The sequence below is a fragment of the Alcaligenes faecalis genome, assembly GCF_002443155.1.
GTDB classification, from domain to species: Bacteria; Pseudomonadota; Gammaproteobacteria; order Burkholderiales; family Burkholderiaceae_B; genus Alcaligenes; species Alcaligenes faecalis.
Map to the genome: position 1 here is coordinate 405,872 of NZ_CP023667.1, position 22,301 is coordinate 428,172.

The 22,301-nt window shown below is 57.2% G+C and carries 24 protein-coding genes; 13 read left to right on the forward strand and 11 right to left on the reverse strand.

Annotation, left to right across the window (positions count from 1 at the left end; all coding sequences use genetic code 11):
• The gene (locus tag CPY64_RS01900) at positions 1 to 738 is read left to right on the forward strand and encodes a cytochrome c biogenesis CcdA family protein (RefSeq protein WP_171902904.1); all 738 of its coding nucleotides are present in this window, start codon (positions 1 to 3) and stop codon (positions 736 to 738) included.
• Positions 739 to 802: 64 nt separating this feature from the next.
• On the opposite strand, the gene CPY64_RS01905 is transcribed toward CPY64_RS01900, so the two are convergent.
• The 4 genes from CPY64_RS01905 to CPY64_RS01920 all read right to left on the reverse strand — a co-directional run bounded on the left by CPY64_RS01905 (position 803) and on the right by CPY64_RS01920 (position 3,666).
• Positions 803 to 1,552: an SDR family oxidoreductase gene (locus tag CPY64_RS01905; RefSeq protein ID WP_042483086.1), complete on the reverse strand. Its 750-nt coding sequence runs from the start codon at positions 1,550 to 1,552 to the stop codon at positions 803 to 805.
• A gap of 115 nt (positions 1,553 to 1,667) precedes the next feature.
• The gene (gene ada, locus CPY64_RS01910) at positions 1,668 to 2,732 is read right to left on the reverse strand and encodes a bifunctional DNA-binding transcriptional regulator/O6-methylguanine-DNA methyltransferase Ada (RefSeq protein ID WP_042483087.1); all 1,065 of its coding nucleotides are present in this window, start codon (positions 2,730 to 2,732) and stop codon (positions 1,668 to 1,670) included.
• A 227-nt stretch (positions 2,733 to 2,959) separates the two neighbouring features.
• Positions 2,960 to 3,154, reverse strand: a complete 195-nt coding sequence (locus CPY64_RS01915) for a heavy-metal-associated domain-containing protein (RefSeq protein WP_022983238.1) — start codon at positions 3,152 to 3,154, stop codon at positions 2,960 to 2,962.
• Positions 3,155 to 3,228: 74 nt separating this feature from the next.
• Positions 3,229 to 3,666, reverse strand: a complete 438-nt coding sequence (locus tag CPY64_RS01920; RefSeq protein WP_042483090.1) for an Ivy family c-type lysozyme inhibitor — start codon at positions 3,664 to 3,666, stop codon at positions 3,229 to 3,231.
• A 326-nt stretch (positions 3,667 to 3,992) separates the two neighbouring features.
• On the opposite strand from CPY64_RS01920, the gene CPY64_RS01925 reads away from it, so the two are divergent.
• The 7 genes from CPY64_RS01925 (at position 3,993) to serA (ending at position 11,291) form a co-directional block, all read left to right on the forward strand.
• Entirely contained in the window at positions 3,993 to 5,162 is a 1,170-nt protein-coding gene (locus CPY64_RS01925) for an ABC transporter substrate-binding protein (protein ID WP_042483093.1), read from the forward strand.
• Positions 5,163 to 5,182: 20 nt separating this feature from the next.
• The gene (locus CPY64_RS01930) at positions 5,183 to 6,103 is read left to right on the forward strand and encodes a branched-chain amino acid ABC transporter permease (protein WP_022983237.1); all 921 of its coding nucleotides are present in this window, start codon (positions 5,183 to 5,185) and stop codon (positions 6,101 to 6,103) included.
• Positions 6,104 to 6,106: 3 nt separating this feature from the next.
• A complete protein-coding gene (locus CPY64_RS01935; protein WP_042483097.1) occupies positions 6,107 to 7,069 on the forward strand; it encodes a branched-chain amino acid ABC transporter permease in 963 nt (320 codons plus the stop codon).
• The gene (locus tag CPY64_RS01940; protein ID WP_042483100.1) at positions 7,066 to 7,887 is read left to right on the forward strand and encodes an ABC transporter ATP-binding protein; all 822 of its coding nucleotides are present in this window, start codon (positions 7,066 to 7,068) and stop codon (positions 7,885 to 7,887) included. The genes CPY64_RS01935 and CPY64_RS01940 overlap by 4 nt, the downstream gene beginning before the upstream one ends.
• Positions 7,880 to 8,584 (forward strand): ABC transporter ATP-binding protein, encoded by a 705-nt coding sequence (locus CPY64_RS01945; RefSeq protein ID WP_042483103.1) that lies wholly within the window; start codon positions 7,880 to 7,882, stop codon positions 8,582 to 8,584. Before CPY64_RS01940 ends, CPY64_RS01945 begins: the two co-directional genes overlap by 8 nt.
• Positions 8,585 to 8,856: 272 nt before the next feature.
• A complete protein-coding gene (locus CPY64_RS01950) occupies positions 8,857 to 9,858 on the forward strand; it encodes a cytochrome-c peroxidase (RefSeq protein ID WP_042483105.1) in 1,002 nt (333 codons plus the stop codon).
• Positions 9,859 to 10,082: 224 nt separating this feature from the next.
• Positions 10,083 to 11,291, forward strand: coding sequence for a phosphoglycerate dehydrogenase (gene serA, locus CPY64_RS01955; RefSeq protein ID WP_042483108.1), 1,209 nt, complete (start codon positions 10,083 to 10,085; stop codon positions 11,289 to 11,291).
• A gap of 167 nt (positions 11,292 to 11,458) precedes the next feature.
• On the opposite strand, the gene CPY64_RS01960 is transcribed toward serA, so the two are convergent.
• Positions 11,459 to 11,911: an RrF2 family transcriptional regulator gene (locus CPY64_RS01960; RefSeq protein WP_042483112.1), complete on the reverse strand. Its 453-nt coding sequence runs from the start codon at positions 11,909 to 11,911 to the stop codon at positions 11,459 to 11,461.
• A 2-nt stretch (positions 11,912 to 11,913) separates the two neighbouring features.
• Positions 11,914 to 12,318: a group III truncated hemoglobin gene (locus CPY64_RS01965; protein WP_042483113.1), complete on the reverse strand. Its 405-nt coding sequence runs from the start codon at positions 12,316 to 12,318 to the stop codon at positions 11,914 to 11,916.
• Between the two features lie 344 nt (positions 12,319 to 12,662).
• Here CPY64_RS01965 and CPY64_RS01970 point away from each other — a divergent pair, with 344 nt between their 5' ends.
• Both CPY64_RS01970 and CPY64_RS01975 read left to right on the forward strand, forming a co-directional pair.
• Positions 12,663 to 13,682 (forward strand): glycosyltransferase family 2 protein, encoded by a 1,020-nt coding sequence (locus tag CPY64_RS01970; RefSeq protein WP_042483115.1) that lies wholly within the window; start codon positions 12,663 to 12,665, stop codon positions 13,680 to 13,682.
• A gap of 124 nt (positions 13,683 to 13,806) precedes the next feature.
• Positions 13,807 to 15,477 (forward strand): ArnT family glycosyltransferase, encoded by a 1,671-nt coding sequence (locus CPY64_RS01975; RefSeq protein WP_226791463.1) that lies wholly within the window; start codon positions 13,807 to 13,809, stop codon positions 15,475 to 15,477.
• Here CPY64_RS01975 and CPY64_RS01980 read toward each other — a convergent pair.
• The gene (locus tag CPY64_RS01980) at positions 15,416 to 15,793 is read right to left on the reverse strand and encodes a GtrA family protein (RefSeq protein WP_080723720.1); all 378 of its coding nucleotides are present in this window, start codon (positions 15,791 to 15,793) and stop codon (positions 15,416 to 15,418) included. The two genes, CPY64_RS01975 and CPY64_RS01980, sit on opposite strands and share 62 nt — an antisense overlap.
• Before the next feature lie 60 nt (positions 15,794 to 15,853).
• Here CPY64_RS01980 and CPY64_RS01985 point away from each other — a divergent pair, with 60 nt between their 5' ends.
• Positions 15,854 to 16,612 carry a ChbG/HpnK family deacetylase gene (locus CPY64_RS01985; RefSeq protein ID WP_042483561.1) on the forward strand — a complete coding sequence of 253 codons (759 nt, stop codon included), beginning with the start codon at positions 15,854 to 15,856 and terminating at the stop codon, positions 16,610 to 16,612.
• A 9-nt stretch (positions 16,613 to 16,621) separates the two neighbouring features.
• Here CPY64_RS01985 and CPY64_RS01990 read toward each other — a convergent pair whose 3' ends face one another.
• Complete coding sequence (locus CPY64_RS01990; RefSeq protein WP_080723722.1) at positions 16,622 to 17,218, reverse strand: GNAT family N-acetyltransferase; 597 nt, start codon at positions 17,216 to 17,218, stop codon at positions 16,622 to 16,624.
• A 50-nt stretch (positions 17,219 to 17,268) separates the two neighbouring features.
• On the opposite strand from CPY64_RS01990, the gene CPY64_RS01995 reads away from it, so the two are divergent.
• Positions 17,269 to 17,610, forward strand: a complete 342-nt coding sequence (locus CPY64_RS01995; protein ID WP_042483118.1) for a protein tyrosine phosphatase family protein — start codon at positions 17,269 to 17,271, stop codon at positions 17,608 to 17,610.
• Positions 17,611 to 17,697: 87 nt separating this feature from the next.
• Positions 17,698 to 18,159, forward strand: a complete 462-nt coding sequence (locus CPY64_RS02000) for a universal stress protein (RefSeq protein WP_042483121.1) — start codon at positions 17,698 to 17,700, stop codon at positions 18,157 to 18,159.
• Between the two features lie 61 nt (positions 18,160 to 18,220).
• Here CPY64_RS02000 and CPY64_RS02005 read toward each other — a convergent pair whose 3' ends face one another.
• The 3 genes from CPY64_RS02005 to fdhF are packed head-to-tail and all read right to left on the reverse strand — an operon-like array spanning position 18,221 to position 22,289.
• On the reverse strand, positions 18,221 to 18,472 hold the full coding sequence (locus CPY64_RS02005; protein WP_042483124.1) for a formate dehydrogenase subunit delta: 252 nt from the start codon (positions 18,470 to 18,472) through the stop codon (positions 18,221 to 18,223).
• Complete coding sequence (gene fdhD / locus CPY64_RS02010; protein ID WP_042483127.1) at positions 18,469 to 19,335, reverse strand: formate dehydrogenase accessory sulfurtransferase FdhD; 867 nt, start codon at positions 19,333 to 19,335, stop codon at positions 18,469 to 18,471. The genes CPY64_RS02005 and fdhD overlap by 4 nt, the downstream gene beginning before the upstream one ends.
• 32 nt (positions 19,336 to 19,367) lie before the next feature.
• The gene (gene fdhF / locus CPY64_RS02015) at positions 19,368 to 22,289 is read right to left on the reverse strand and encodes a formate dehydrogenase subunit alpha (protein WP_042483129.1); all 2,922 of its coding nucleotides are present in this window, start codon (positions 22,287 to 22,289) and stop codon (positions 19,368 to 19,370) included.
• Positions 22,290 to 22,301: the final 12 nt, after the last annotated feature.

Sequence of the window (22,301 nt, forward strand, 5' to 3'; positions counted from 1 at the left end):
ATGGAAATTGTGTCTTTGGATTTGGGGCTGGTCGCCCTGATAACGGCTTTTCTGGCGGGGATGGCGTCGTTTCTGTCCCCTTGTGTCCTGCCTTTGGTGCCTGGCTATCTGTCGTATCTGGCCGGGGATGGGCAAGCCTATACGCAGGTCAAGCGTAGCCAGTTGCTAGGCCGCAGTGTTTGTTTTGTTGCTGGCTTTTCACTGGTGTTCATTGCACTGGGGGCGAGCCTGTCGTACCTGGGCCAGTTGTTGATGGCGTATCGCTATCAGCTCAATCTGGCAGCAGGCGTGATGGTGGCCTTGGCCGGTTTGAGTGTGATGGGTGTGCTGCGCATGCCCATGAGCCTGCAACGCTACTATCGCTTTGAGTCCGGCAAGGCGGCTGGTCCTGGCGGTGCAACGGTGATGGGCCTGGCCTTCGGCTTTGGCTGGACGCCGTGTATCGGCCCGATTCTGGCTGGCATTCTGATGATGGGGGCCAGTACCGCCAGCGCAGGCAAAGCCAGTATTCTGCTGTCCGTTTACGCCTTGGGCCTGGGCGTCCCTTTTATTCTGGCTGCCTGCTTTGTGACGCCGTTTTTGCAACGCATGACGCAAATCAGGAATATCGGGCGCTATGTACGCTGGGGGGCGGGACTGGTATTGATAGTGATGGGCTGGGCAATGGCAACGGGCGAGCTGGCGCGTTTTGCTATCTGGGTTCTCAAGACGTTCCCGGTTTTAGGGCAGTTGGGCTAATAAGCGTCAGTATTTTTCGGTAGGCGCTGCGGTGCTTCATCTGCTGTCAGGAAGCACCGCCTTGTCATTTCACGGCCGCATTGCCGCCATCGGCAAACAGGGCAGAGCCAGTAACAAAACTGGACAGGGGGCAGGCAAGAAAAAGTGCAGCGGACGCAATTTCTTTGGGCTGGGCGATTCGCTTCATGGCGTGCAGTCCTGCCGCCCATTCCTTGGTGCTCTGATCCCCGGCGATATCGGTATCGGTTCCGCCCGGTAACAGCGCATTGGCCCGTATGCCTTTGGCTGCATAGTCCGCTGTGATGCCTTTGACCAGTCCCATGAGTGCCGCTTTAGCAGCACCATAGGCGCTCATGCCGGGCAGGCCGACACTGGTGCCTACAAAGCTTGATGTGAAAACGATCGAACCACCACCGCGCTTGAGCATGGCTGGAATCTGGCTACGCGCACCCAGAAAGGCTGCTCCAAGATTGGTATCCAGTGTTGCTTGCCATTCTCCCAGCCTCATCTCGGCCAGCGGCTTGAGGGCACCGACAATACCGGCGTTATTGATTGCAATATCCAGCCCGCCAAATCTGCTGGCCGCGGTGTCGATCAACTGCTCATGGGTTTCAGCCCGTGTAATGTCGCCTGCCACAAGCTCAGCGCGGCCGCCATGTTGCCGGATTTCCTTGGCGACGTCCTCAAGCAGAGCGCTGCGCCTTGCTGTCAGGACAATAGCTGCTCCGTGCTCGGCAAACATCAATGCCGTGGCGCGGCCAATGCCGGAGGATGCGCCAGTAACCAGGGCAACCTTGCCATCAAGTAAAGCCATGAGTGAAATCTCCTGTGTTCCCATTAAGAGTTCACATCGTAGTTATCCTGGCCTGACAGGGAACTCCGTTTCTTGCCCTCAAACCTGTTCTTGAGCTTTGGGCCGCCAGCCGATCTCAGTCTTGCACTTCACGGCGCAGCAGTTCACGCTTGCGATCTATGCCCCAGCGGTAGCCGGCCAGGTCGCCATCGCGCCGCACGACGCGATGGCATGGGATGGCGACGGCTATGTGGTTGTTGGCGCAGGCCTGGGCCACGGCGCGCACTGCTTTGGGAGAGCCTATGCGTTCAGCAATCTCGGTGTAGCTGACGGTGGTGCCTGGCGGGATCTCGCACAGTGCGCGCCAGACACGTTCCTGGAAAGCCGTGCCTTGCACATCCAGCGGCAGCTGCAAGCCAATGGAAGGGGTTTCGATAAAGCCTACGACCTGGGCGATCAATTGTTCGAAATCCCCGTCGCTGCCAATGATCTCGGCTTTGGGAAACTGGTCCTGCAAATCGCGGACCAGCTGTTCGGGGTCCTCGCCCAGCAAGATGGCGCAGATGCCGCGCTGGCTCTGGGCGACCAGAATCGCTCCCAGTGAACACTGGCCCACCGCGAAACGGATAATCGCACCGGCACCACCGGCCCGGTAGTCGCGTGCACGCATGCCTAACAACTGTTCAGAGGCTTCGTAAAAGCGGCTGTTGGAGTTGAAGCCGCTGTCGTAGATCGCACTGGTGATGGACGTGTCCGGGCTGCTTAGTTCTTCGCGCAGTCTGCGAGCCCGATAGGCCGAGCTGTATGCCTTGGGCGTCAGGCCCGTTTCCGCCTTGAAAAGACGGTGGAAATGAAAGGGGCTTTTGCCTACCTCGGCCGCCAGCTGCTCCAGCGATGGCTGCGTCTCCGAAGTTTCGATCAGGCGGCAGGCGCGCGCCACGATGGCGGCCCGTTCGGCTGCCGCACTGGACTGGTCGCCATGGACGCGGCGGCTGTAGCGATAACCCGCTGCTTCAGCATCCTGGGCTGAATCGAAAAACTTGACGTTCTCGCGCTTGGGAAGACGCGTTGCCGAACTGGGCTGGCAGTACACGCCTGTGGTGCGTACCGCATAGACGAACTGACCGTCGGCAGCGGGGTTTCGTGCTTGCACGGCTGCCCAGCGCTGATCTTCGGTTTCGTAAGCACGCTTTGTAGTCATGTGGCATATGTCCTGACATCATTCATTACGAAGCCAGAATACGCTGGTCTTTCATCGCAAGCACTCCGATTCTTGCGGCCAATATTGGCAGGTCTGACCGGTATTGTCTCAGAGGTGGGCAGCGATTGCCGGTATGCTTGTGCCCGCCAAGTCCGCCATAGAAAAAGGCCGGTATCAACCGGCCTTTTACGCTCTGCTGGATTAACGCCATGAAAGGCGTTGCAGGCTTACAGGGCGCTGGGGGTGTAACCCGCTTCTTCAATCACTTTCAGGGCTTGCGCGCCATCCAGACCTTGAACGGTAACCTGGTGTTTTTCCAGATCCGTGCTGACAGTGGCTTGAGGGGCGACAGCCTGAATGGCTTCGGTGATGCTGCGCACGCAGTGGCCGCAGGTCATGTCGGGTACGGAGAAGGTGGACATAGCTGACTCCTTTGATAAAAACAATGGAGTCAGCTTAAGGCTTGCCACGGGGGCAAGGTCAAGCGCTGTTTTCTTTAAAACAGGGCTGGCGACATCAAACGGATCTGATCAAACTCGGGATTGCCCAGCCATTGAATCTGGCTGCTGGCCAAACCCGGGCCTGATTCCTTGTTTTCGACAAAGGCACCGTAGGAGATGGTCTGCTTTTGTGTGTCCAGCAGGACAACGTAGCTGGAACTGGTGCAGTCATGGGGCTTGCAGCCCTGGAACAACTGATAGTCGCGGCCATCCAGAGAAACTGTTTCGCCTGGCGAGGCTGTACCAAAGTCTTTAACCCAGCTGGCGTGTTTGGCAACGTCCTGCATCAGGCTTTGATACTGCTGGGCCACTTGCTTGTTGGACTTGGCCAGGTCAGCCAGATAAACGGATTCCGAGGATTGTGCATGGCCCAGGAAGGGAACGAGCAACGCGCTGCCAAGGACCAGACGGCACAAAGAATGGGAAATACGCATGGGATCTCCAATAATGAGGCGAGCCCCCAGTTTAGCAGCGCGTCCGGCGGGGCATTGTTAACAAAATCAAGGAAAACCTGCATAAACGACTCTCCTTACAGTCGTTATAGTGCTTATCCGTCCATGGGATTGGCAGGGGGGCTTTGTTTCCGGTCGAATTACCAGGGCATTTGAGGGGTGTAGGTAAAAACCACAGCTTGCCAGCAAAATTGTTTCATAACTAAACTATTTATAAATGAATGGTTGGCATAGTTGAATTTGTAGTTCGATCTGCTGTGCATCTTAATTAAAGACAGCCTATAAGCGCGGTGGCGCAAGGAGATAACATGAAACGTATTGCATTGACTGTGGCTTTGGCTGCGGCTTTTGGCGGTTCTCTGGCTCACGCCGAGACCATCAAAGTGGGGATGGCAATGGACACATCCGGTCCGTTCGCTGCCGTTGGTGGTGAGGTTCGTGATGGCTTCAATCTGGCCATCAAACAACTGGACGGCAAGCTGGGTGGTTTCCCGGCCGAGTTCATTCAACAGGATATGGCCGGTAATCCCGACCAGGCCCGCCAATTGGTCAATCGCTTCGTGCAGCGCGACAAGATCGACTTCTTTACTGGCCCAGTGGGTTCCAACGTAGCTCTGGCAGTGGCTCCCGCTCTGTTCTCGGCCAAAGTGCCTTACCTGACCAGCAATCCGGGTCCCAGCCAATTGGCCGGTGCCGGTTGTAATCCGTACTTCTTTGGCGTGTCCTACCAGAACGACGCCTTTGACGAGGCCGCCGGTAAAGTGGCTGCGGATCGCAACTACGAAAAAATGTTCATCATTGCCCCTGATTATCCAGCCGGCAAGGATCACCTGAACGGCTTCAAGCGTGGTTACGGCAAACCCGTCAACGACGAGCTCTACACCAAGCTGGGCCAGATCGACTACTCGGCTGAACTGGCACAGATCCGTGCGGCCAAGCCGCAGGCCGTGTTCTTCTTCCTGCCCGGCGCCATGGGCATCAACTTCATCAAGCAGTTCGTGGCTGCTGGCCTGAACAAGGATGTGGTCTTGCTGGGCCCGGCCTTCTCGGGTGACGAGGACATCATCCCCGCCGTGGGCGAGCCTATCCTGGGCATGTTGAACACCGCCCAGTGGTCGCCTGACCTGGATGTTCCCGCCAACAAGACCTTTGTGGAAGAGTTCCGCAAAGCCTACGACGGCCGCTATCCATCGGTTTACGCTGCTCAGGCTTATGACGTGATTCTGGCTATCGACGCTGCCGTCAAACAGGTTGATGGCAAAGTGTCCGACCGCGAAGCGGTGCTCAAGGCATTGAAAGCCGCCGACTACAACTCGGTTCGTGGCCCATTTACCTACGGCAACAACAACTTCCCCGTGCAGGCTTACTACCTGCGTGAAGTGGTCAAGGATCAGGACGGACGTCTTGTGAACCGCATGGTCAGCAAGGTGTTTGACTCCTACCAGGACGTCTACGCCAAAGAATGCAAACTTAATTAAGATTCACAGGTGGTAAAAGCATGTCGCTCATTCTGATTAGCGAGCAATTGCTGAATGGTTTGCAGTTTGGTTTGATGTTGTTTCTGATTGCCGCGGGCCTGACTTTGGTCTTCGGCATTATGGATATCATGAACCTGGCCCACGGCTCCCTCTATATGGCGGGAGCCTATGTGGCCGCGGAAACCATGCAGCGTACAGGGTCTTTTACCGCCGCCATTGTGGTGGCGGTGGCAGTGACAGCCCTGGTCGGTATTGCCCTGGAAATTCTCATTCTGCGCAAGCTGGTCACTCGTGATCACCTGGCTCAGGTATTGGGAACCTATGCCGTTATTTTGATCGCCAATGACGTGGTCAAAATGATTTGGGGGCCAACCCCCGTAATGTTGAATATGCCTGCCTTGTTGTCCGGGCCGGTAGAACTCTTGCCGGATTTCCTCTATCCCGCCTTCCGTCTGATGATTATCGCGGTCGGTCTGGTGATGGCGCTGGCCCTGTATGCCTTCGTGACCAAAACACGGGCTGGGGTGCTGGTGCGAGCAGGTGCCTCCAACCGACAAATGGCGACCCTGATGGGGGTACGCGTTCCCATCCTGTTCCTGGGTGTGTTCACTCTGGGAGCCGCTTTGGCAGCGCTGGCCGGTGCCTTGTTGGGTCCGATTACCGCGGTCCAGATCGGTATGGGCGAGGACATTCTGATCCTGGTTCTGGTCTGCATCGTGATTGGCGGGATTGGGTCGATTCGTGGCGCGTTTGTAGGGGCCTTGCTGGTGGGTATGGTCGATACTGCTGGCCGTGCATTCCTGCCCATGCTGCTGCGTAACGTCTTCCCGGCAGATGTGGCTTCCAGCGTCGGTCCTACGATTGCTGCCATTTCGATCTATGTCCTGATGGCTGTTGTTCTTGTTTTCCGTCCTTCGGGCCTGTTCCCGGCGCGAGGTTAATGTATGTCTACTTCGCGTATTTTTTCGGTCCTGGTGCTGGTGGCCTTGCTGGCTTTCCCATTGATTGCACCGATGTATGGACTTGAGTTCTACATTTCCTTTGTGCGTCGTATCTTCATCTACGCCCTGGCCGCCAGTGCGCTGAATCTGGTGCTGGGCTATGGCGGGATGGTGGCTCTGGGGCATGCCGCGTTTTTTGGAGCAGGGGCCTACACCGTGGGCATCCTGGCCACCGAAGGCGTGCAAAGCGGCCTGATTGCCTGGCCTGCCGCCATGGTGATCTCCGGCCTGCTGGCTTTCCTGACCGGCGCCGTGTCGCTGCGTACCCGTGGTGTGTACTTCATCATGATTACGCTGGCCTTTGCCCAGATGATCTTTTATCTGTTCATTTCCTTGCGCCAGTACGGTGGCGAGGACGGCCTGAACATGTACAGCCCTTCATCCTTGCCCGGTATTGATCTGAGCAATGAGCTGAGCTTTTACTACCTGGTTCTGGCCATTCTGGTGGCGGTCCTGTTCCTGTTCAACCGTCTGGTCAATGCCCGCTTCGGGCAGGCCCTGATGGGCACTCGTGAAAACGAAAGCCGCATGACAACTTTGGGCTACCCCGTCTACCGTATTCGTTTGACGGCCTACACCTTGAGCGGTGCCATCATGGGACTGGCAGGTGCCTTGCTGGCCAACCATAACTTGTTCGTCTCGCCCAGCCTGATGAACTGGACCCAGTCAGCTGACCTGATCATCATGGTGCTGGTCGGTGGTATTGGCTTGCTGTATGGCGGGGCCCTGGGCGCGTTTGTGATGTTGGTGCTGGAAGAGTTGCTGCGCAACTGGACCGAGTACTGGCACATGCCTTTGGGTATTTTGTTGCTGCTGGTGGTGTTCTTTGCACCCAAGGGCCTGGCCGGATTGGTACGTATCCGCTCGGCTGCTGATCCAGCTACTACCGCCAAGGAGCAAGCATGACGAACACGATAGCAGCCGCCTCCAAGGCGGGCAGCGGTACGGCCGCTTTGCAAGCACGTGGTCTGATGAAGCGCTTTGGTGCCTTGCAGGCGACCAATGATGTTTCTCTGGATCTGGTGCCTGGTGAAATCCATGGCCTGATCGGCCCAAACGGGGCGGGCAAATCCACCTTGATTCACCTCTTGTCGGGCACCTTGAGCCCGGACTCGGGTCAGCTCTTGCTGGGTGGGCGTGATGTGACTTCCTTGTCGGGTCACGAACGCGTTGCCGCTGGCCTGGCGCGCTCCTTCCAGATCACCAATATCTTCAAGAACTACACCGTGCTGGATAACCTGGTACTGGCTCTGCAGGCATGCAGCGGCAGCAGTTTCCGCTTCTGGCGTGCTCGCCAGGCGGAAACCGAGCTGTACGAGCAAGCCCGTGCCCTGGCCGCCGAATGTGCCATTGATGCCTCCTTGCTGCACACCCAGGCCGGTGTCTTGCCGCACGGCGAGCAGCGCAAGGTGGAGTTCGCCCTGGCTTTGGCCAGCCGCCCGCAAGTTCTCTTGCTGGATGAGCCTATGGCCGGGATGGGGCCGGATGAAACGCTGCGTCTGACTGAATTGATTGAGACCATGCGTGGCAAAGCCACCATGTTGTTGGTCGAGCACGATATGGAAGCGCTTTTCCGTCTGGCTGACCGGATTTCTGTATTGGTGGCAGGTCACATCATTGCGACCGGTACGGCTGCCGAAATCCGCGATAACGAGGCTGTGCGTCAAGCCTATCTGGGTGACGATGACACGCCAGTTCCAACCAAGGTAGAAAGCCATGCTTGAAACGACTCAATTACAAAGCGGCTATGGCGCCAGCCAGGTGCTGTTCGGGGTAGACCTGTCCATTCGTAGCGGACAGGTCGTGACTGTGCTGGGCCGTAATGGCATGGGCAAGACGACCTTGCTGAAAACCATTCTGGGCCAGTTGCCGGTGCGTGGCGGCGATGTGAAGTTCGACGGCCAGTCCATTGCGGGCTGGAATCCGGACCGCATCGCCCGGGCCGGGATCGCCATTGTGCCCGAAGGGCGGCAGTGCTTTCCCAACCTGACCGTGGCCGAGCACTTGACGGCCTTTGCCTGCAATCGCAACCCCAAAGCCAACAAGACCTGGACGCCCGAGCGTGTCTATGACTTTTTCCCGCGCTTGCGCGAGCGTGCGTCCAATATGGGCAACCAGCTCTCGGGCGGTGAACAGCAAATGCTGGCCATTGGTCGTGCACTGGTTACCAACCCCAAGCTGCTGATTCTGGATGAGGCCTCCGAGGGTCTGGCCCCCAAGGTGCGTGAAGAAATCTGGAATTGTCTGGCCGTCTTGCGTGAGGAAGGGCAGACCATCTTGCTGATCGACAAATATGTCGAGCGCCTGATGGCCTTGTCGGATCACCACATTATTCTGGAACGTGGCAAATTGGTCTGGCAGGGGAACTCCGACGCATTGGGAGCTGATCGCACCTTGTGGACACGTTATTTGGGCGTGTAAAAAGCACAATTTGCAATAATCCTGAGGTGCCGCCTGCTTGATCGCAGGCGGCATTTTTTATGCCTTTCGTCAAGGCGCTCCAGGGGAATGTTGCGGAGTAGTTGCACTTTCTTTTGAAAGTTCCCTAAGGGTCTCAGGAAAGATTCTTTCCTTGCGATGTATCAATGTGTAATGAAATGGCATTCCTTACGATGTCCATAAGGCCAGCAGGGTTATGGGTCCTACCCGGACCTCACTGGCAGGAAGCTCTGTCATCCCATAAGGAAGTTGTTATGAAATTACGCCTGTTCACTCTCTCTGCTCTGGCCGCCGGCTTACTGCTCGGCAGCGCCGCGCAAGCCCAGGAAAATGAGCCTGTACAGCCGATTCCCGCCGCTGTTGTTACTGACCCGGCACGTGTTGAACTGGGTAAAAAGCTGTGGTTTGAACCCCGCTTGTCCCGTTCGGGCTTTATCTCCTGTAATTCCTGTCACAACCTGAGCATGGGCGGTACCGACAATATCCGTACCTCCATCGGTGACCGCTGGCAGGAAGGCCCCATCAACTCGCCTACGGTCTTGAACTCCAGCCTGAACCTGGCCCAGTTCTGGGATGGCCGCGCCAGCGATTTGAAAGAGCAGGCCGGTGGCCCGATTGCCAACCCCAAGGAAATGGCGTTCACGCACGAACTGGCCATGGAGTTCCTGAGCTCCATCCCCGAGTACAAGGCCGAGTTCAAGCAAGTCTTTGGCAAGGCTGACTTCGGTATTGATGAAGTCACCTCCGCGATTGCTGCCTTTGAAGAAACCCTGGTCACACCCGATTCGCGCTTTGACCTGTGGTTGAAGGGCGACAAGAAAGCCATTACCGATCAGGAACTGGCCGGCTACCAGCTGTTCAAGGGTAGTGGTTGCGTGGCTTGCCACAATGGCCCTAACCTGGGTGGTACGTCCTTCCAGAAAATGGGCCTGATCGAGCCTTACCAGACCAATAACCCTGCCGAAGGCCGTGCGGCTGTGACGGGCAAGGATGCCGACCGTTTCAACTTCAAGGTACCTACCTTGCGTAACGTCGAGCTGACCTACCCCTACTTCCACGACGGTGCGGTCAATACTTTGACCGAAGCCGTGGATACAATGGGTCGTCTGCAGTTGGGTCGCAGTTTCACCGCAGAAGAAAATGCCCAGATCGTCGCGTTCCTGAAAACGCTGACGGGCAAACAGCCTGAAATCATGCTGCCAATCCTGCCTCCGTCGCGTGACAACACGCCTCGTCCGGTGCCATTTGGTTCTTGATAACAGTCTGTGCAGGCAGCAAGCGCTTTTAAGAGCTTGAACTGCCTTTGTATGACCCAGGTCTTGGATGTTGTTTTCTGAGCCTGGGTTTTTGTATTTGGCATTGGATTCATCGTCCTGTAATGCCAGTCAGGCTTGAATCCCCTGCTGCTATTGTTGATGCTCGATCAGGCGAGCTAAAAAAATAGTACCATTTAGATACTATTTCAATGACTGGAACCATCATGAGTCGCATTGTCCTGTTTGAGAACATTCATCCTAGCGCCCGTGAAGTTTTTGAGGCTGCTGGTTTGACCGATATTCAGACCTACAAGGGAGCCTTGTCGGGTCAGGAGCTGCTGGACGCTGTCAAAGGCGCCGAAGTTGTCGGAATTCGTTCCCGTACCCAGTTTGACAGCCGGGTGCTGGAGCACGCAGACCAGCTCAAAGTGCTGGGATGTTTTTGTATTGGTACCAACCAGGTGGATCTGGACCAGGCCCAGAACCACGGCGTACCAGTCTTTAATGCGCCGTTCTCCAACACCCGCTCCGTTGCCGAGCTGGTGCTGGGCGAGGCCATCTTGTTGCTGCGTCGCATCCCCGAGAAGAACCTGCGTGTACACCAGGGTTTCTGGGACAAGAGTGCCGATGGCGCTTTCGAGATCCGTGGCAAGACGTTGGGCGTGATTGGTTACGGCAATATTGGTTCTCAGGTCGGTACCTTGGCCGAAGCGCTGGGTATGCGCGTGCTCTACCATGATGTGGAATCCAAACTGCCGCTGAGCAATGCCCGAGTCTACGGCAGCCTGAAGCAAATGCTGGCCGAGTCCGATGTGGTCACCTTGCACGTGCCAGGCGGGCAGGGCACACATAACATCATGAATGCCGAGACGATCGCAGCGATGAAGCCAGGTTCCATCCTGATCAACGCATCGCGCGGCACCGTCGTGGATATTGATGCCCTGCATCAGGCCTTGGTCAGCGGTCATCTGGCAGGCGCTGCGCTGGACGTGTTCCCCACTGAGCCGAAAAGCGTGGACGAGCCCTTGAAGAGTCCCTTGATTGGCATGCCCAACGTGATTCTGACGCCGCACATTGGCGGCAGCACCCAGGAATCGCAAGAGAATATTGGTCGTGAAGTGGCCGAGAAACTGGTCAGCTACTTGCGTAGTGGTGCTACCAAGGGCGCAGTGAACTTCCCTGAAGTGTCGTACTACGATATCCAGGGTGCTGTGCGCCTGTTGCATGTTCATCGCAACGTTCCCGGTGCGATGGGTGGCCTGAACAATATCCTGGCTCAGCACGGCATCAATATCACTCGTCAGCAGTTGCAAACGCAAGGCGAGCTGGGTTACGCCATGACGGACCTGGATCGTGTGCCCGAGCAAGGCTTGCTGGACGCTGTGCGCGCCCACCCCGGTACTGTCCGTAGCGATCTGATTTTCCCGGCTTAAAGCGGGTAGTCAGACCCTGAACAAACGGCCCCGGATTCAAAAGAATCCGGGGCCGTCTGCTATCCGTCCGTCTGCTATCCGTCCGTCTGCTATCCGTCCGTCTGCTATCCGTCCGTCTGCTATCCGTCCGTCTGCTATCCGTCCGTCTGCTATCCGTCCGTCTGCTATCAGGCCGAGTGCATCGACTTGGTGGGCCAGGCAATCGTCTGTTCTGGGCTGCTGCCGGGAACAATAATGTCGCGCAAGGTGTAGTTATCCAGATAACTCAGGAACTGGGCCAGCGCCTGTTTAAGGATATTGCTCAGGTTGCATCGACCGCTCAGGATGCAGTGGGTGCCACTGCCCAAACATTCCACCACTGCCAGATCCGTTTCGGTATAGCGCACCAGCTCGCCCAGGTTGATGTCTTCGGGCGCACGCGCCAAACGCATGCCGCCATTTTTCCCGCGCTGCGTCTGAATCCACCCACCCTTGGACAGCAGGTGGGTGACTTTCATCAGGTGGGCTTGGGAAATCTGGTGGTACTGGGCAATTTCCGCGATGGTACAGAGCCTGTCTTCGTTCTGGCCCAGATACATCAATTGACGCAGGGCATAGTCGGTAAGGTTGGTCAGGCGCATGATCAGGGCAGTTGCAGCTCGCTGGCCACTTTGGTGGGGTTGTGCTGGAACTGATAGCCAAACCAGAAGCTGCGGGCGATACGCTGGGCGTATTCCAGCGCCAGTTCCGCCATGGCCTGGTTTTCACGTTCCTGACAGGTTTCCTTGAACAGACGCAGCCATTGTTCAAAGTGGCTGGCCTGAATATGCTGGAGCGACAAATGCTTGGCCATGGGGTTGCCATTGAAGCCATCGGTCTTGAGCAGCAGGGACGACCAGAACTCTTCCATGACACCCAGGTGCGTATCCCAATCCTTGATGCGCTCGGAGAAAATCGGGCCAAGGACCTCGTCCATGCGGATGCGATCATAAAAGTCCCAGACCAGGTCATGAATTTCCTGGCGGGTACACAAAGCATTGAGAGCCATAATATTTTGAATTTAAAGATATATATTTTATCTATCTTATTGGTATGACTCACCGGGGTCAAGCCGGAAAGAAAACCGCTGCATCGAGAACGGTTCCACACTGAATTTCACGCAGATTCAACGCTTGCTTTTCTACACTGGCCGCATGTTTCAGAATATGGATGTTGTATTTTAGATGTTCAGCTCAAGTGCTCGACTTGCAAAGGAAGCGCGAGTCTTGAATTGTGCTCTTTTATGGAAGACAAGTATCACGGAAGGCAAATTGCACTAGGCGGTCTGGCAGGCTACGATTACTTTTTGTTGGCTAGACCTCGCTTTTGTTACAGCTTCGTGCTCAAGGAATAATGATTAAAAAAAGACAGGCCCAGACGCTCTCTTGTGTCATCCCTGGTTTGAATGAAGCAGAGAACCTGCCCGCATTAATGCCGGTCTTGGTGGCGAAGTTGTGCGAATTGGTCCCGGATTTTGAAATCATTTTCGTTGACGATGGCAGCACTGATGCCACGCCTTTGGTTATTGAGCAATTGCGTCAAACCTATCCTCAATTGGTGTATCTGCAGTTATCGCGCAACTTCGGCAAAGAAGCGGCGTTGACGGCAGGCTTGGAAGCCAGTCGTGGGCAGGTGGTCGTGTGCATGGATGCGGATTTGCAGCATCCTCCCTCCTTGATCGAAGCCATGCTGGAGCGCTGGTCTACCGGCCTGGAAATGGTCTATGCCGTGCGGGAAACCCGCGACGACGAGACTTGGCTCAAACGTGCGGGCACCAGCGTGTTCTACAAGCTGATGCGTACGTCCAATGGGCTGCGCGTACCACGTGACGCGGGTGATTTTCGCTTGATGGATCGTTGTGTGGTGGATGCCCTGATGGCTTTGCCCGAACGCAGCCGCTTCATGAAAGGCTTGTTTGCCTGGGTGGGCTTTCCGTCCGAACCCATTTACTACTCGCCTGCCGAGCGTTTGCATGGTGTCAGCCGGTTCCGTCCCACCAAACTGCTGCGCTTTGCGGTGGATGGTTTGACGGCATTTACCACCTGGCCACTGCGTTTGCTGAGCCTGTTAGGTGCGGTGCTGGCCATGCTGTCCTTCAGCTACGGCCTGTTCATTATCTTCAAGCATTTGATCTACGGAGATGCTGTACGGGGTTGGGCCACCTTGATTACGGTGGTGCTGTTCTTTGCGGGTGTGAACATGCTCTCGTTGGGGGTGGTGGGCGAGTATGTCGCCAGCATCTTTGCCGAGGTCAAGCACCGGCCCTTGTATCTGGTGCATCGCCGCCGGGGGCAGGGTTTGGCTTCGGGGCAGACACCTGCACCAAGCCAGGGCCAAGACAGCACCCAGAGCCAGGCGCAGCAACAGGACTGAGAGCCAGTCCGGTCGTTTAATTGCCGTTTTGCTCTCAAGTGTAATTGAACGCTACATCGATATTCTGAATCGTTTTGACAGCCACGTCGGTGGCTGCCTAACCCTTTTGGTTTGGCTATAGACGATGAGTATCGAAAATTCTTTTTCCCCCGCTGGCGTAACCGTGCCACTCGGGCACACGCGGGGTCCGGCCTATTGGCTGAGTCTGGGCGTACAGCGCCTGGGCACACTTTCCAGCCTGTCCGTGGGCTTGCTGGCGCTGCTGTGGTTTGCACTGACCCTGGGGGTCTATCCTCTGTTGATTCCGGACGAGGGGCGCTATGTCGGCGTGGCCTTGTCCATGCTGGAGTCGGGTGATTATCTGGTGCCGCGGCTGGACGGCCTGCCGTTTTTTCATAAACCCCCTTTGCATTACTGGCTCACCGCCTTGAGCCTGAAAGTGCTGGGTGTGAATTTTGTAGCAGCTCGCTTGGTGCCTGCCTTGATGGCAGCCTTGCTGATTGCCGGCATGCATGCCTTCCTGAAGCGTCATGCCAGCTTGCAACATGCGGGCTGGACAGTCTTGATTCTGCTCAGCAGCCCCTTGCTGTTTGGGGCCTCCCATTACGCTAACCTGGACATGACGGTGGCGGCCTTGATCAGCAGTTGTGTGCTGCTGGGTGGCCACGCTGCCTTGCAGGTGGAGCAGGGGCGTTCCTATCGTTGGGCCGTGATGGGCCTGTATGCCACCGCCGGTTTGGCCTTTCTGGCAAAAGGCTTGATCGGGATTTTGATTCCCGGCGGCATTCTGGTGTTCTGGTTGCTGGGCCGAGGGCAGTGGCGTATCTTGCTGCGTCTGTTTTCCTTGACCGGCCTGGGTGTCCTGTTGCTGGTTGCCACGCCCTGGATGTGGGCCATGCAGGCGCGCTATCCGGGCTTCTTTGACTATTACATCGTCTACCAGCACTTCCAGCGTTTTCTGGAAACCGGTTTCAACAACCCTCAGCCTTTCTGGTTCTACTTTGCCCTGATGCCCGTTGCCACCTTGGGTTGGACGCCACTCTTGCTCAAGCGCCTTCGTGGTTCTGCCAGTACTGCCGATGGTCTGGGAGCGATACGTGGCTTGATGCTGTCTGCCCTGCTGACCGTGCTGATTTTCTTTTCCATTCCTGCGTCCAAGCTTGTGGGCTATGTCTTGCCTGCGATTGGTCCTTGGGCGTTCTTCCTGGCCGATGTGGTGATTCGTCGCAGCCAGCGGGATGGAGAAGTCAAGGTAGAGCGCTTGGCCGTCTGGAGTCTGGCCGTTTGCGTAGCGATTTGCGCGATTGCCGTGGTGACGATGATGCTGCGCCCACAGGTCAACAGCCAGGCCCTGGGTCGTGTGCTGGCCAGTGAATATCAAAAGGGCGATCGGGTCGTCTTTCTGAATAACTATCGCTATGACCTGGGCTTTTACGTTCCGGGCCTGCAGAACATCAGCGTCGTGGGGCGCTGGGATGATCCGGAGATCATGCGTACCGATAGCTGGCGTAAAGAGCTGCTGGAAGCGGCCCGTTTTGAGCCGCAGCGTGGGACGATGACCTTGATCGACCGGGAAACCTTGCGTCAGCAGCTATGTCGGGACAGCAAGGCGGTGGTCTGGCTGATCGGTTCGCCAGATGCCGTCCGTCAAAGCCAGGTGCTCAATCATGCCCAGCGCCTGTATGAGGATCAGCGTATCGCGCTGTGGCGCTTTGATCATGATGAGTACGAGCTTATGTGCGGCGAAACGCCCAAAGTCGCCCCGCCAGAAACGTCAGCACAGCCAGGCCGATAAGAATCAGGCCCAGCAGCAAGTCGTAGCGCAGACCGGAGTGATTCAGCAAAAACGCATAGCTGGCTTCGTTCACCGCGAAGCCAGCGGCGGACACCAGAAAAAAACGTGTCAGCGCGGGCAGAAAACGGGCATTATGGGAACGGAAAGTCAGCCAGTAGTGGCCGCCAAAAGACACCAGAAATGCAATCAGCCAGCCAAAAAGATTGGCCAGCAAGGGCGACAGACTCAGCGTTTGCACCAGGGCGATTACAATGCCCCAGTGTGTGAAGGCGGCCAGGGTGCCGACCAGAATGAACAGAATGATTTGACGAGACATAAAGCGGAGCGAGCAGTGGCCAAGGACAGGCAGATCAGTATATGCGCGGATGATTTTGGGATGGCCCCTGCCGTGGACGAGGCCATACTGAAATTGGCCCAGGCCCGACGCCTGACAGGAACATCCTGCCTGGTTGATGGGGACAGTTTTGTGCAAAATGCACCAGCACTGCGCCAGAGCACGCTGCAAAAAGGTTTGCACCTGAATTTTACCGAGTTTGCCTCCCAGAAGGGCGTGTATGCCATGCCGCTCAAGCAGGTGATTATCCGTAGCCTGTTACATCGTCTGGACAGTCAGAAGGTCAAGGACAGCGTGGCCCGACAACTGGACCGTTTTGAAGAGGTGATGGGGCAGGGTCCGGACTATATAGATGGGCATCAGCATGTGCATCAACTACCCATGGTACGCGAGGCCTTGCTGGCGGAAATGGAGCGTCGTTATGCCGCTTCCATGCCCTGGCTGCGCTATACCGGCGCCCAGCGTCTGGCCACGGGTTTTGCGTTTAAAGACCGATTCAAGGCGCAGATTATTGACGGGTTAGGTTCCAGAGATTTGCTGCGTCTGGCCAGAGCCAAGGGCGTCACCATGAATACCAGCTTTACCGGGGTGTACGACTTTCAGGGTGGCAAGGAGCGCTACAGTGCCCTGGTCAAGGCCTGGCTGGCCGTGATGCAGCACGGGGATAGCATGATGTGCCATCCCTCCCTGAGCAGCGTGCAGGACGATCCTGTGGGCTTACAGCGCCTGGCGGAGTATGAAGTGCTGGCAGGTTCTGACATGCAGCAGTGGCTGGAGCAGTACAGCCTGCGTATTGCCTGAGAAAGAAGATCAAGCCGATTGGGCAGGCTGGCTTTGGCTGCCTTCGCCCAGACTGCGCTGCATGATGACCACATCAATCCACTGCTGGAATTTATAGCCCACGGCTGGCTGAGTACCCACATGGGCAAAGCCCAGCGAACGGTGCAGGGCAATCGAGCCACGGCTGTCATGGCCGGAGATGACGGCCACCATTTGCCGCCACGGGCCTTTCTCGCACTCCAGCAGCAATTGTTCCAGCAAGGCCTTGCCCAGACCTTTGCCAATCTGACCTTGAGCCAGATAGATGGAATCTTCTACCGTGAAGCGATAGGCAGGGCGGGAGCGGTACGTGCCTGCATAGGCATAGCCCACGATCTGCCCGTCCAGTTCCGCGACCAGCCAGGGCAAGTTTTGCTCGCGCACTTGTATATAGCGGGCACCCATTTCCTGTTCGTCGGGCGGGCTTTGTTCAAAGGTCGCCGTGCTGTGCAGCACGTGATAGGCATAGATGCTTTGTACCGCTGCCATATCGCCCAAGGTCGCGTGACGTATCAGCAAGGCGCTGGCGTGATTGCCTTGTGGCAGGGACGCAGAGAAAGGGGCTTGCGTACTCTCGGGGGGGAACATACTATTTTTCCTTTGAACTGATTTAGTTTATCCCGATTTCAGGAGTTTCTATGTCCTTCCCACACCAGTTTTTGACCGAGCAATTGGCCGTCGCGCCGCAGTTATCGGGAGAGGACATGCAAGCCGTGGCCGATGCCGGTTTTAAAAGCGTCATCATCAATCGACCCGACATGGAGGGTGGTCCCGACCAGCCTCTGTCGGCAGACGTGATGCAGGCCGCTCAAGCCGCAGGCTTGCAGGTGGAATATCAGCCAGTGGTGGGTAGCGCTATTACTTCTGCTGATGTTGCCCGTTTTGGTCAATTGCTTGAAGCTTTACCGAGCCCGACTCTGGCCTATTGTCGCACCGGTACTCGTTGTGCTGTATTGTTCCGTGCATTGAACGAATCCTGACCTGGCTCAAGGTTCAGGTCTGTACTAGCTTGTCCTGTGCCTGTATGCAGCGGTAAGCTATCTGTCTCCATTCAAAGGGGTTATGCCATGTTCAAGAAAATTCTGATTCCAACTGACGGTTCCGAGCTCTCCTCCCAAGCGGCCAACAAAGGCGTGACTTTTGCCCGCCAAATTGGTGCCGAGGTTCTGGCTTTGCACGTGACGCAGCCTTTTGCTGCCACAGTTGGCTTTGATGGTATGGCTGCTGCGTACGCCATCACCGACGAGGACTACGACAAGACCGCCAAAGAACAGTCGCAGAAATACCTGCAACAGATTCTGGATCGTGCCGAGACTGCTGGCGTCAAGGCAACCGGTAAATCCGTATCGAACTTCAACGTGGCCGACGGTGTGGTCCAGGTTGCCGAGCAAGAAGGTTGCGACCTGATCTTTATCGGTAGTCATGGCCTCAGTGGTCTGTCCCGCCTGTTGCTGGGTAGCGTGACCATCAAGGTGCTGAATATGGCCAAGAACACCGTGCTGGTGTACCGCGTCAAAGAAAACGATTAATCGTTTTTCAGCCCAAAGAAAAAACCCGCCTAGGCGGGTTTTTTTGTGTCTGCGGCAAGGCTTATTGGCTGCGCGGTTCCAGTTGCTGTTTATGGGTCACGACTGCCTGCAAAACAATAGGCAACAGCTCGCCATCTTTGCTTTTACCGCTGGGGTTCTGCGCCACAAAATCCAGCAGGGAGCGACGCATGCGCGGGTCCCAGAACTTCTGGATATGTTCCGCAATCTCGCGCAGTCCTTGTTCCCGATTGCTCAGGATTTCAAAGAACTGACCGATCTGGTTGGCCATGGGAATCAAAGGAACAATGTTCATGGTGATGTGGCCGAGCGTGACTCGGCAGAATTCAGGTAGTGGGGATGGCTGTACAGCGTGAAGCTGCGGTCACGGGCAAAGGCGGCCAGCATGACGCCCAGTTCATCGGCAATCTGCACGGCATAGGCGGTGGGGGCGGAGACCGCCACCACAAAGTTGATGCCCATGGCAGCGGCCTTCTGGACCATCTCGAAGCTGGCACGGCTGGAGATCAGCACCATGCCAGAGCGGGGATCAATATTGTTGCGCAGCATGTGGCCTAGCAGCTTGTCCAGCGCGTTGTGGCGGCCTACATCCTCACGCACGGCCAGGATATCGCCTTGCAGATTGCACCAGGCAGCGGCGTGGGTAGCCCCCGTCAGTTGATGCAAAGGCTGGCTGGAGCGCAAGGCATCCAGCGCCTGGAAGATGGCGGCGGCATCGGGGCTGTGCTCGGGGGCGTCCAGACGGGGTAGCTGGCGGCGTACCTCGTCCAGGCTTTCCAGACCGCACAGGCCACAGCCCGTACGACCGGCCAACTGGCGGCGACGCGCCTTGAGCTGATGCTGGCAGGCACTGGCAATCTCGATTTGCAGCAGGCTGCCGCGCTCGCCTTCCAGCACATCCACGCCGCGTATATCGTCAGCTGTACGAATAATGCCCTCGGTCATGGAGAATCCATAGGCCAGATCTTCCAGATCACTGGGGCTGCACAACAAGGCACTATGGCTGATGCCATTGAATTCCAGGGCAACGGCCTGTTCGCGCGCCAGCGCATCCTGATCCTCTTGGGGCAGGGTGTCAGCTTGTGCTTCAGCTGGGGTACGCGCCTGCCGCCATACGGTGGCAGGGGCGCTGGCATCACGAAAATCTGCCTGGCTCACGTGGGCAACTCCTTAGGGCCTGTTTAGACGCATCATACTTTCGCGACGGCCTCGTCAGGCTCATGCTGGTGGCTGTGATCCGCATGGGCCAAGTCTTCGGCCGATAGGGTCTCGCCTTGCAGGAGACGCTGCTGAATATCGTGGAAACGGTTCCAGCGATTTTGCCAGGCCGACTCGGAGGTCACGCGCTGAATCTGCACGGCCGTCACCTTGTACTCGGGGCAGTTGGTTGCCCAGTCCGAGTTATTGGTGGTGACCACGTTGGCGCCCGACTCGGGAAAGTGGAAAGTAGTATAGACCACCCCTGGCTGCACCCGTTCGGTCACTGTCGCCCGCAAGGCAGTCTCGCCCGCACGGCTCTTGACCGAGACTTTGTCGCCACTGCGAATGCCACGATCTTCAGCATCTACCGGGTGAATTTCCAGCAAGTCCTCTGCATGCCAGGCCACGTTGTCGGTACGGCGGGTTTGTGCACCCACGTTGTACTGCGACAGGATGCGGCCGGTCGTCAGTAGCAAGGGGAACTTGCGGCTGCTGCGCTCTTCGGTAGGCACGTACTGGGTCAGCATGAAGCGGCCCTTGCCACGCACGAACTCGTCGATGTGCATGGTGGGGGTGCCTTCAGGGGCTTGTTCGTTGCAAGGCCATTGCACGCTGCCACCCAGTTCCTGGATGCGATCGTAGGACACGCCGGTAAAGGTCGGTGTCAGGCGGGCGATCTCGTCCATGATCTGGCCGGGATGCTCGTAGCTCATGGGGTAGCCCAGAGCCCGGGCCAGGGCGCAGGTGACTTCCCAGTCAGCCATGCCCGCCTTGGGCTCCATCACTTTGCGTACGCGGGAAATACGGCGCTCGGCGTTGGTGAAGGTGCCATCTTTTTCCAGGAAGGACGAACCGGGCAGGAACACGTGAGCGTACTTGGCGGTTTCGTTCAGGAACAGATCCTGCACTACCACACACTCCATGGCGGCCATGGCGGCGGCCACGTGCTGGGTGTTCGGGTCGGACTGAACAATGTCCTCGCCCTGGCAGTACAGCCCCTTGAAGCTGCCACTCAAGGCGGCGTCAAACATATTGGGAATGCGCAGGCCGGGTTCGGATTGCAGGGACACGCCCCAGGCCTCTTCAAATTGCTGACGTACGCTGTTGTCGGAGACGTGACGGTAGCCAGGGAACTCGTGCGGGAAGGAGCCCATATCGCAGGAGCCTTGCACGTTGTTCTGACCACGCAGCGGGTTCACACCCACGCCTTCGCGGCCCACGTTGCCGGTTGCCATGGCCAGGTTGGCAATGGCCATCACGGTGGTGGAACCCTGGCTGTGTTCAGTCACGCCCAGACCGTAGTAAATCGAACCGTTGCCGCCGGTGGCGTACAGACGGGCTGCGCCACGGATGTCGTCGGCAGATACACCGCAGATCTCGGCCATGGCTTCTGGCGAGTTCTGGGGCTGGCTGACAAAGCTGCGCCATTCATTGAAGGCAGCGGTATCGCAGCGCTCGGCCACATAGGCCTCGTTCACCAGATTTTCAGTGACGATGACGTGGGCCATGGCGGTCAGCATGGCGGTGTTGGTGCCTGGACGCAGGGGCAGGTGGTAGTCGGCCTGGATGTGCGGCGAGCTGACCAGTTCGGTCTGGCGCGGGTCGATCACGATCAGGCGGGCACCTTGGCGCAAGCGGCGTTTCAGGCGCGATGCAAATACGGGGTGGGCGGCGCTGGGGTTGGCACCCATCACGATCACCACGTCGGTGTGCATCACCGAGTCAAAGGTTTGCGTACCGGCGGACTCACCCAGGGTCATCTTCAGGCCGTAGCCGGTAGGGGAGTGACAGACGCGGGCGCAGGTGTCCACGTTATTGGTACCAAAGGCGGCGCGAACCAGCTTTTGCACCAGATAGGTTTCTTCGTTGGTGCAACGCGAGGAGGTGATACCGCCCACGGCATCACGACCGTGCTGATCCTGAATGCGACGGAATTCGGACGCGGCGTAATTGATGGCCTCGTCCCACGACACTTCCTGCCAAGGGTCTGTAATGCTCTTGCGTATCATGGGGCTCAGGATACGGTCCTGGTGAGTGGCGTACCCCCAGGCGAAACGGCCTTTCACGCAGGCATGACCACGGTTGGCCTTGCCGTCTTTCCAGGGCGTCATGCGAATGACCTTGTCGCCCTTCATCTCGGCCTTGAAGCCGCAACCTACACCGCAGTAGGCGCAAGTGGTGATGACGGCGTGCTCGGGTTGCCCCAGATCGATGACGGATTTTTCCATCAGGGAGGAGGTCGGGCAGGCCTGGACACAAGCACCACAGGACACGCAATCGCTGCCCAGGAAGCCATCGTTCTGACCGGCGGTAACACGCGATTCAAAACCACGCTTGTCGATGGTCAGTGCAAAGGTGCCCTGAACTTCCTCACAGGCACGTACGCAGCGATTGCAGACAATGCACTTGCTGGAGTCGTAGGCAAAGTAAGGGTTGGAGTTGTCGGTGCTGTCGTCCAGGTGGTTGGCGCCATCAAAGCCATAGCGCACGCTGCGCAGGCCCACGACACCGGCCATGTCTTGCAGTTCGCAATTGCCGTTGGCGGGACAGGTCAGGCAGTCCAGGGGGTGATCGGAGATGTACAGCTCCATCACGTTGCGGCGTAGCTTGTGCAGGGTGTCGTTTTCGGTCTGGACGACCATGCCTTCTTCCACCAGCGTGGTGCAGGAAGCAGGGTGGCCGCGACGGCCTTCAATGTCCACCAGGCACAGACGGCAGGAGCCAAACGCTTCCAGCGAGTCGGTAGCGCACAGTTTGGGAATATTGATGCCAGCCAAGGCGGCCGCATGCATCACGGAAGTGCCAACGGGCACTTCAATCAATTTGCCATCAATGGTCAGGTTGACCATCTCGGTCTGGGTCGAGGCTGGGGTGCCCAGGTCACGTTCGCGTACGGCGACTGTTTCTTTCATGGTGATCTCCGT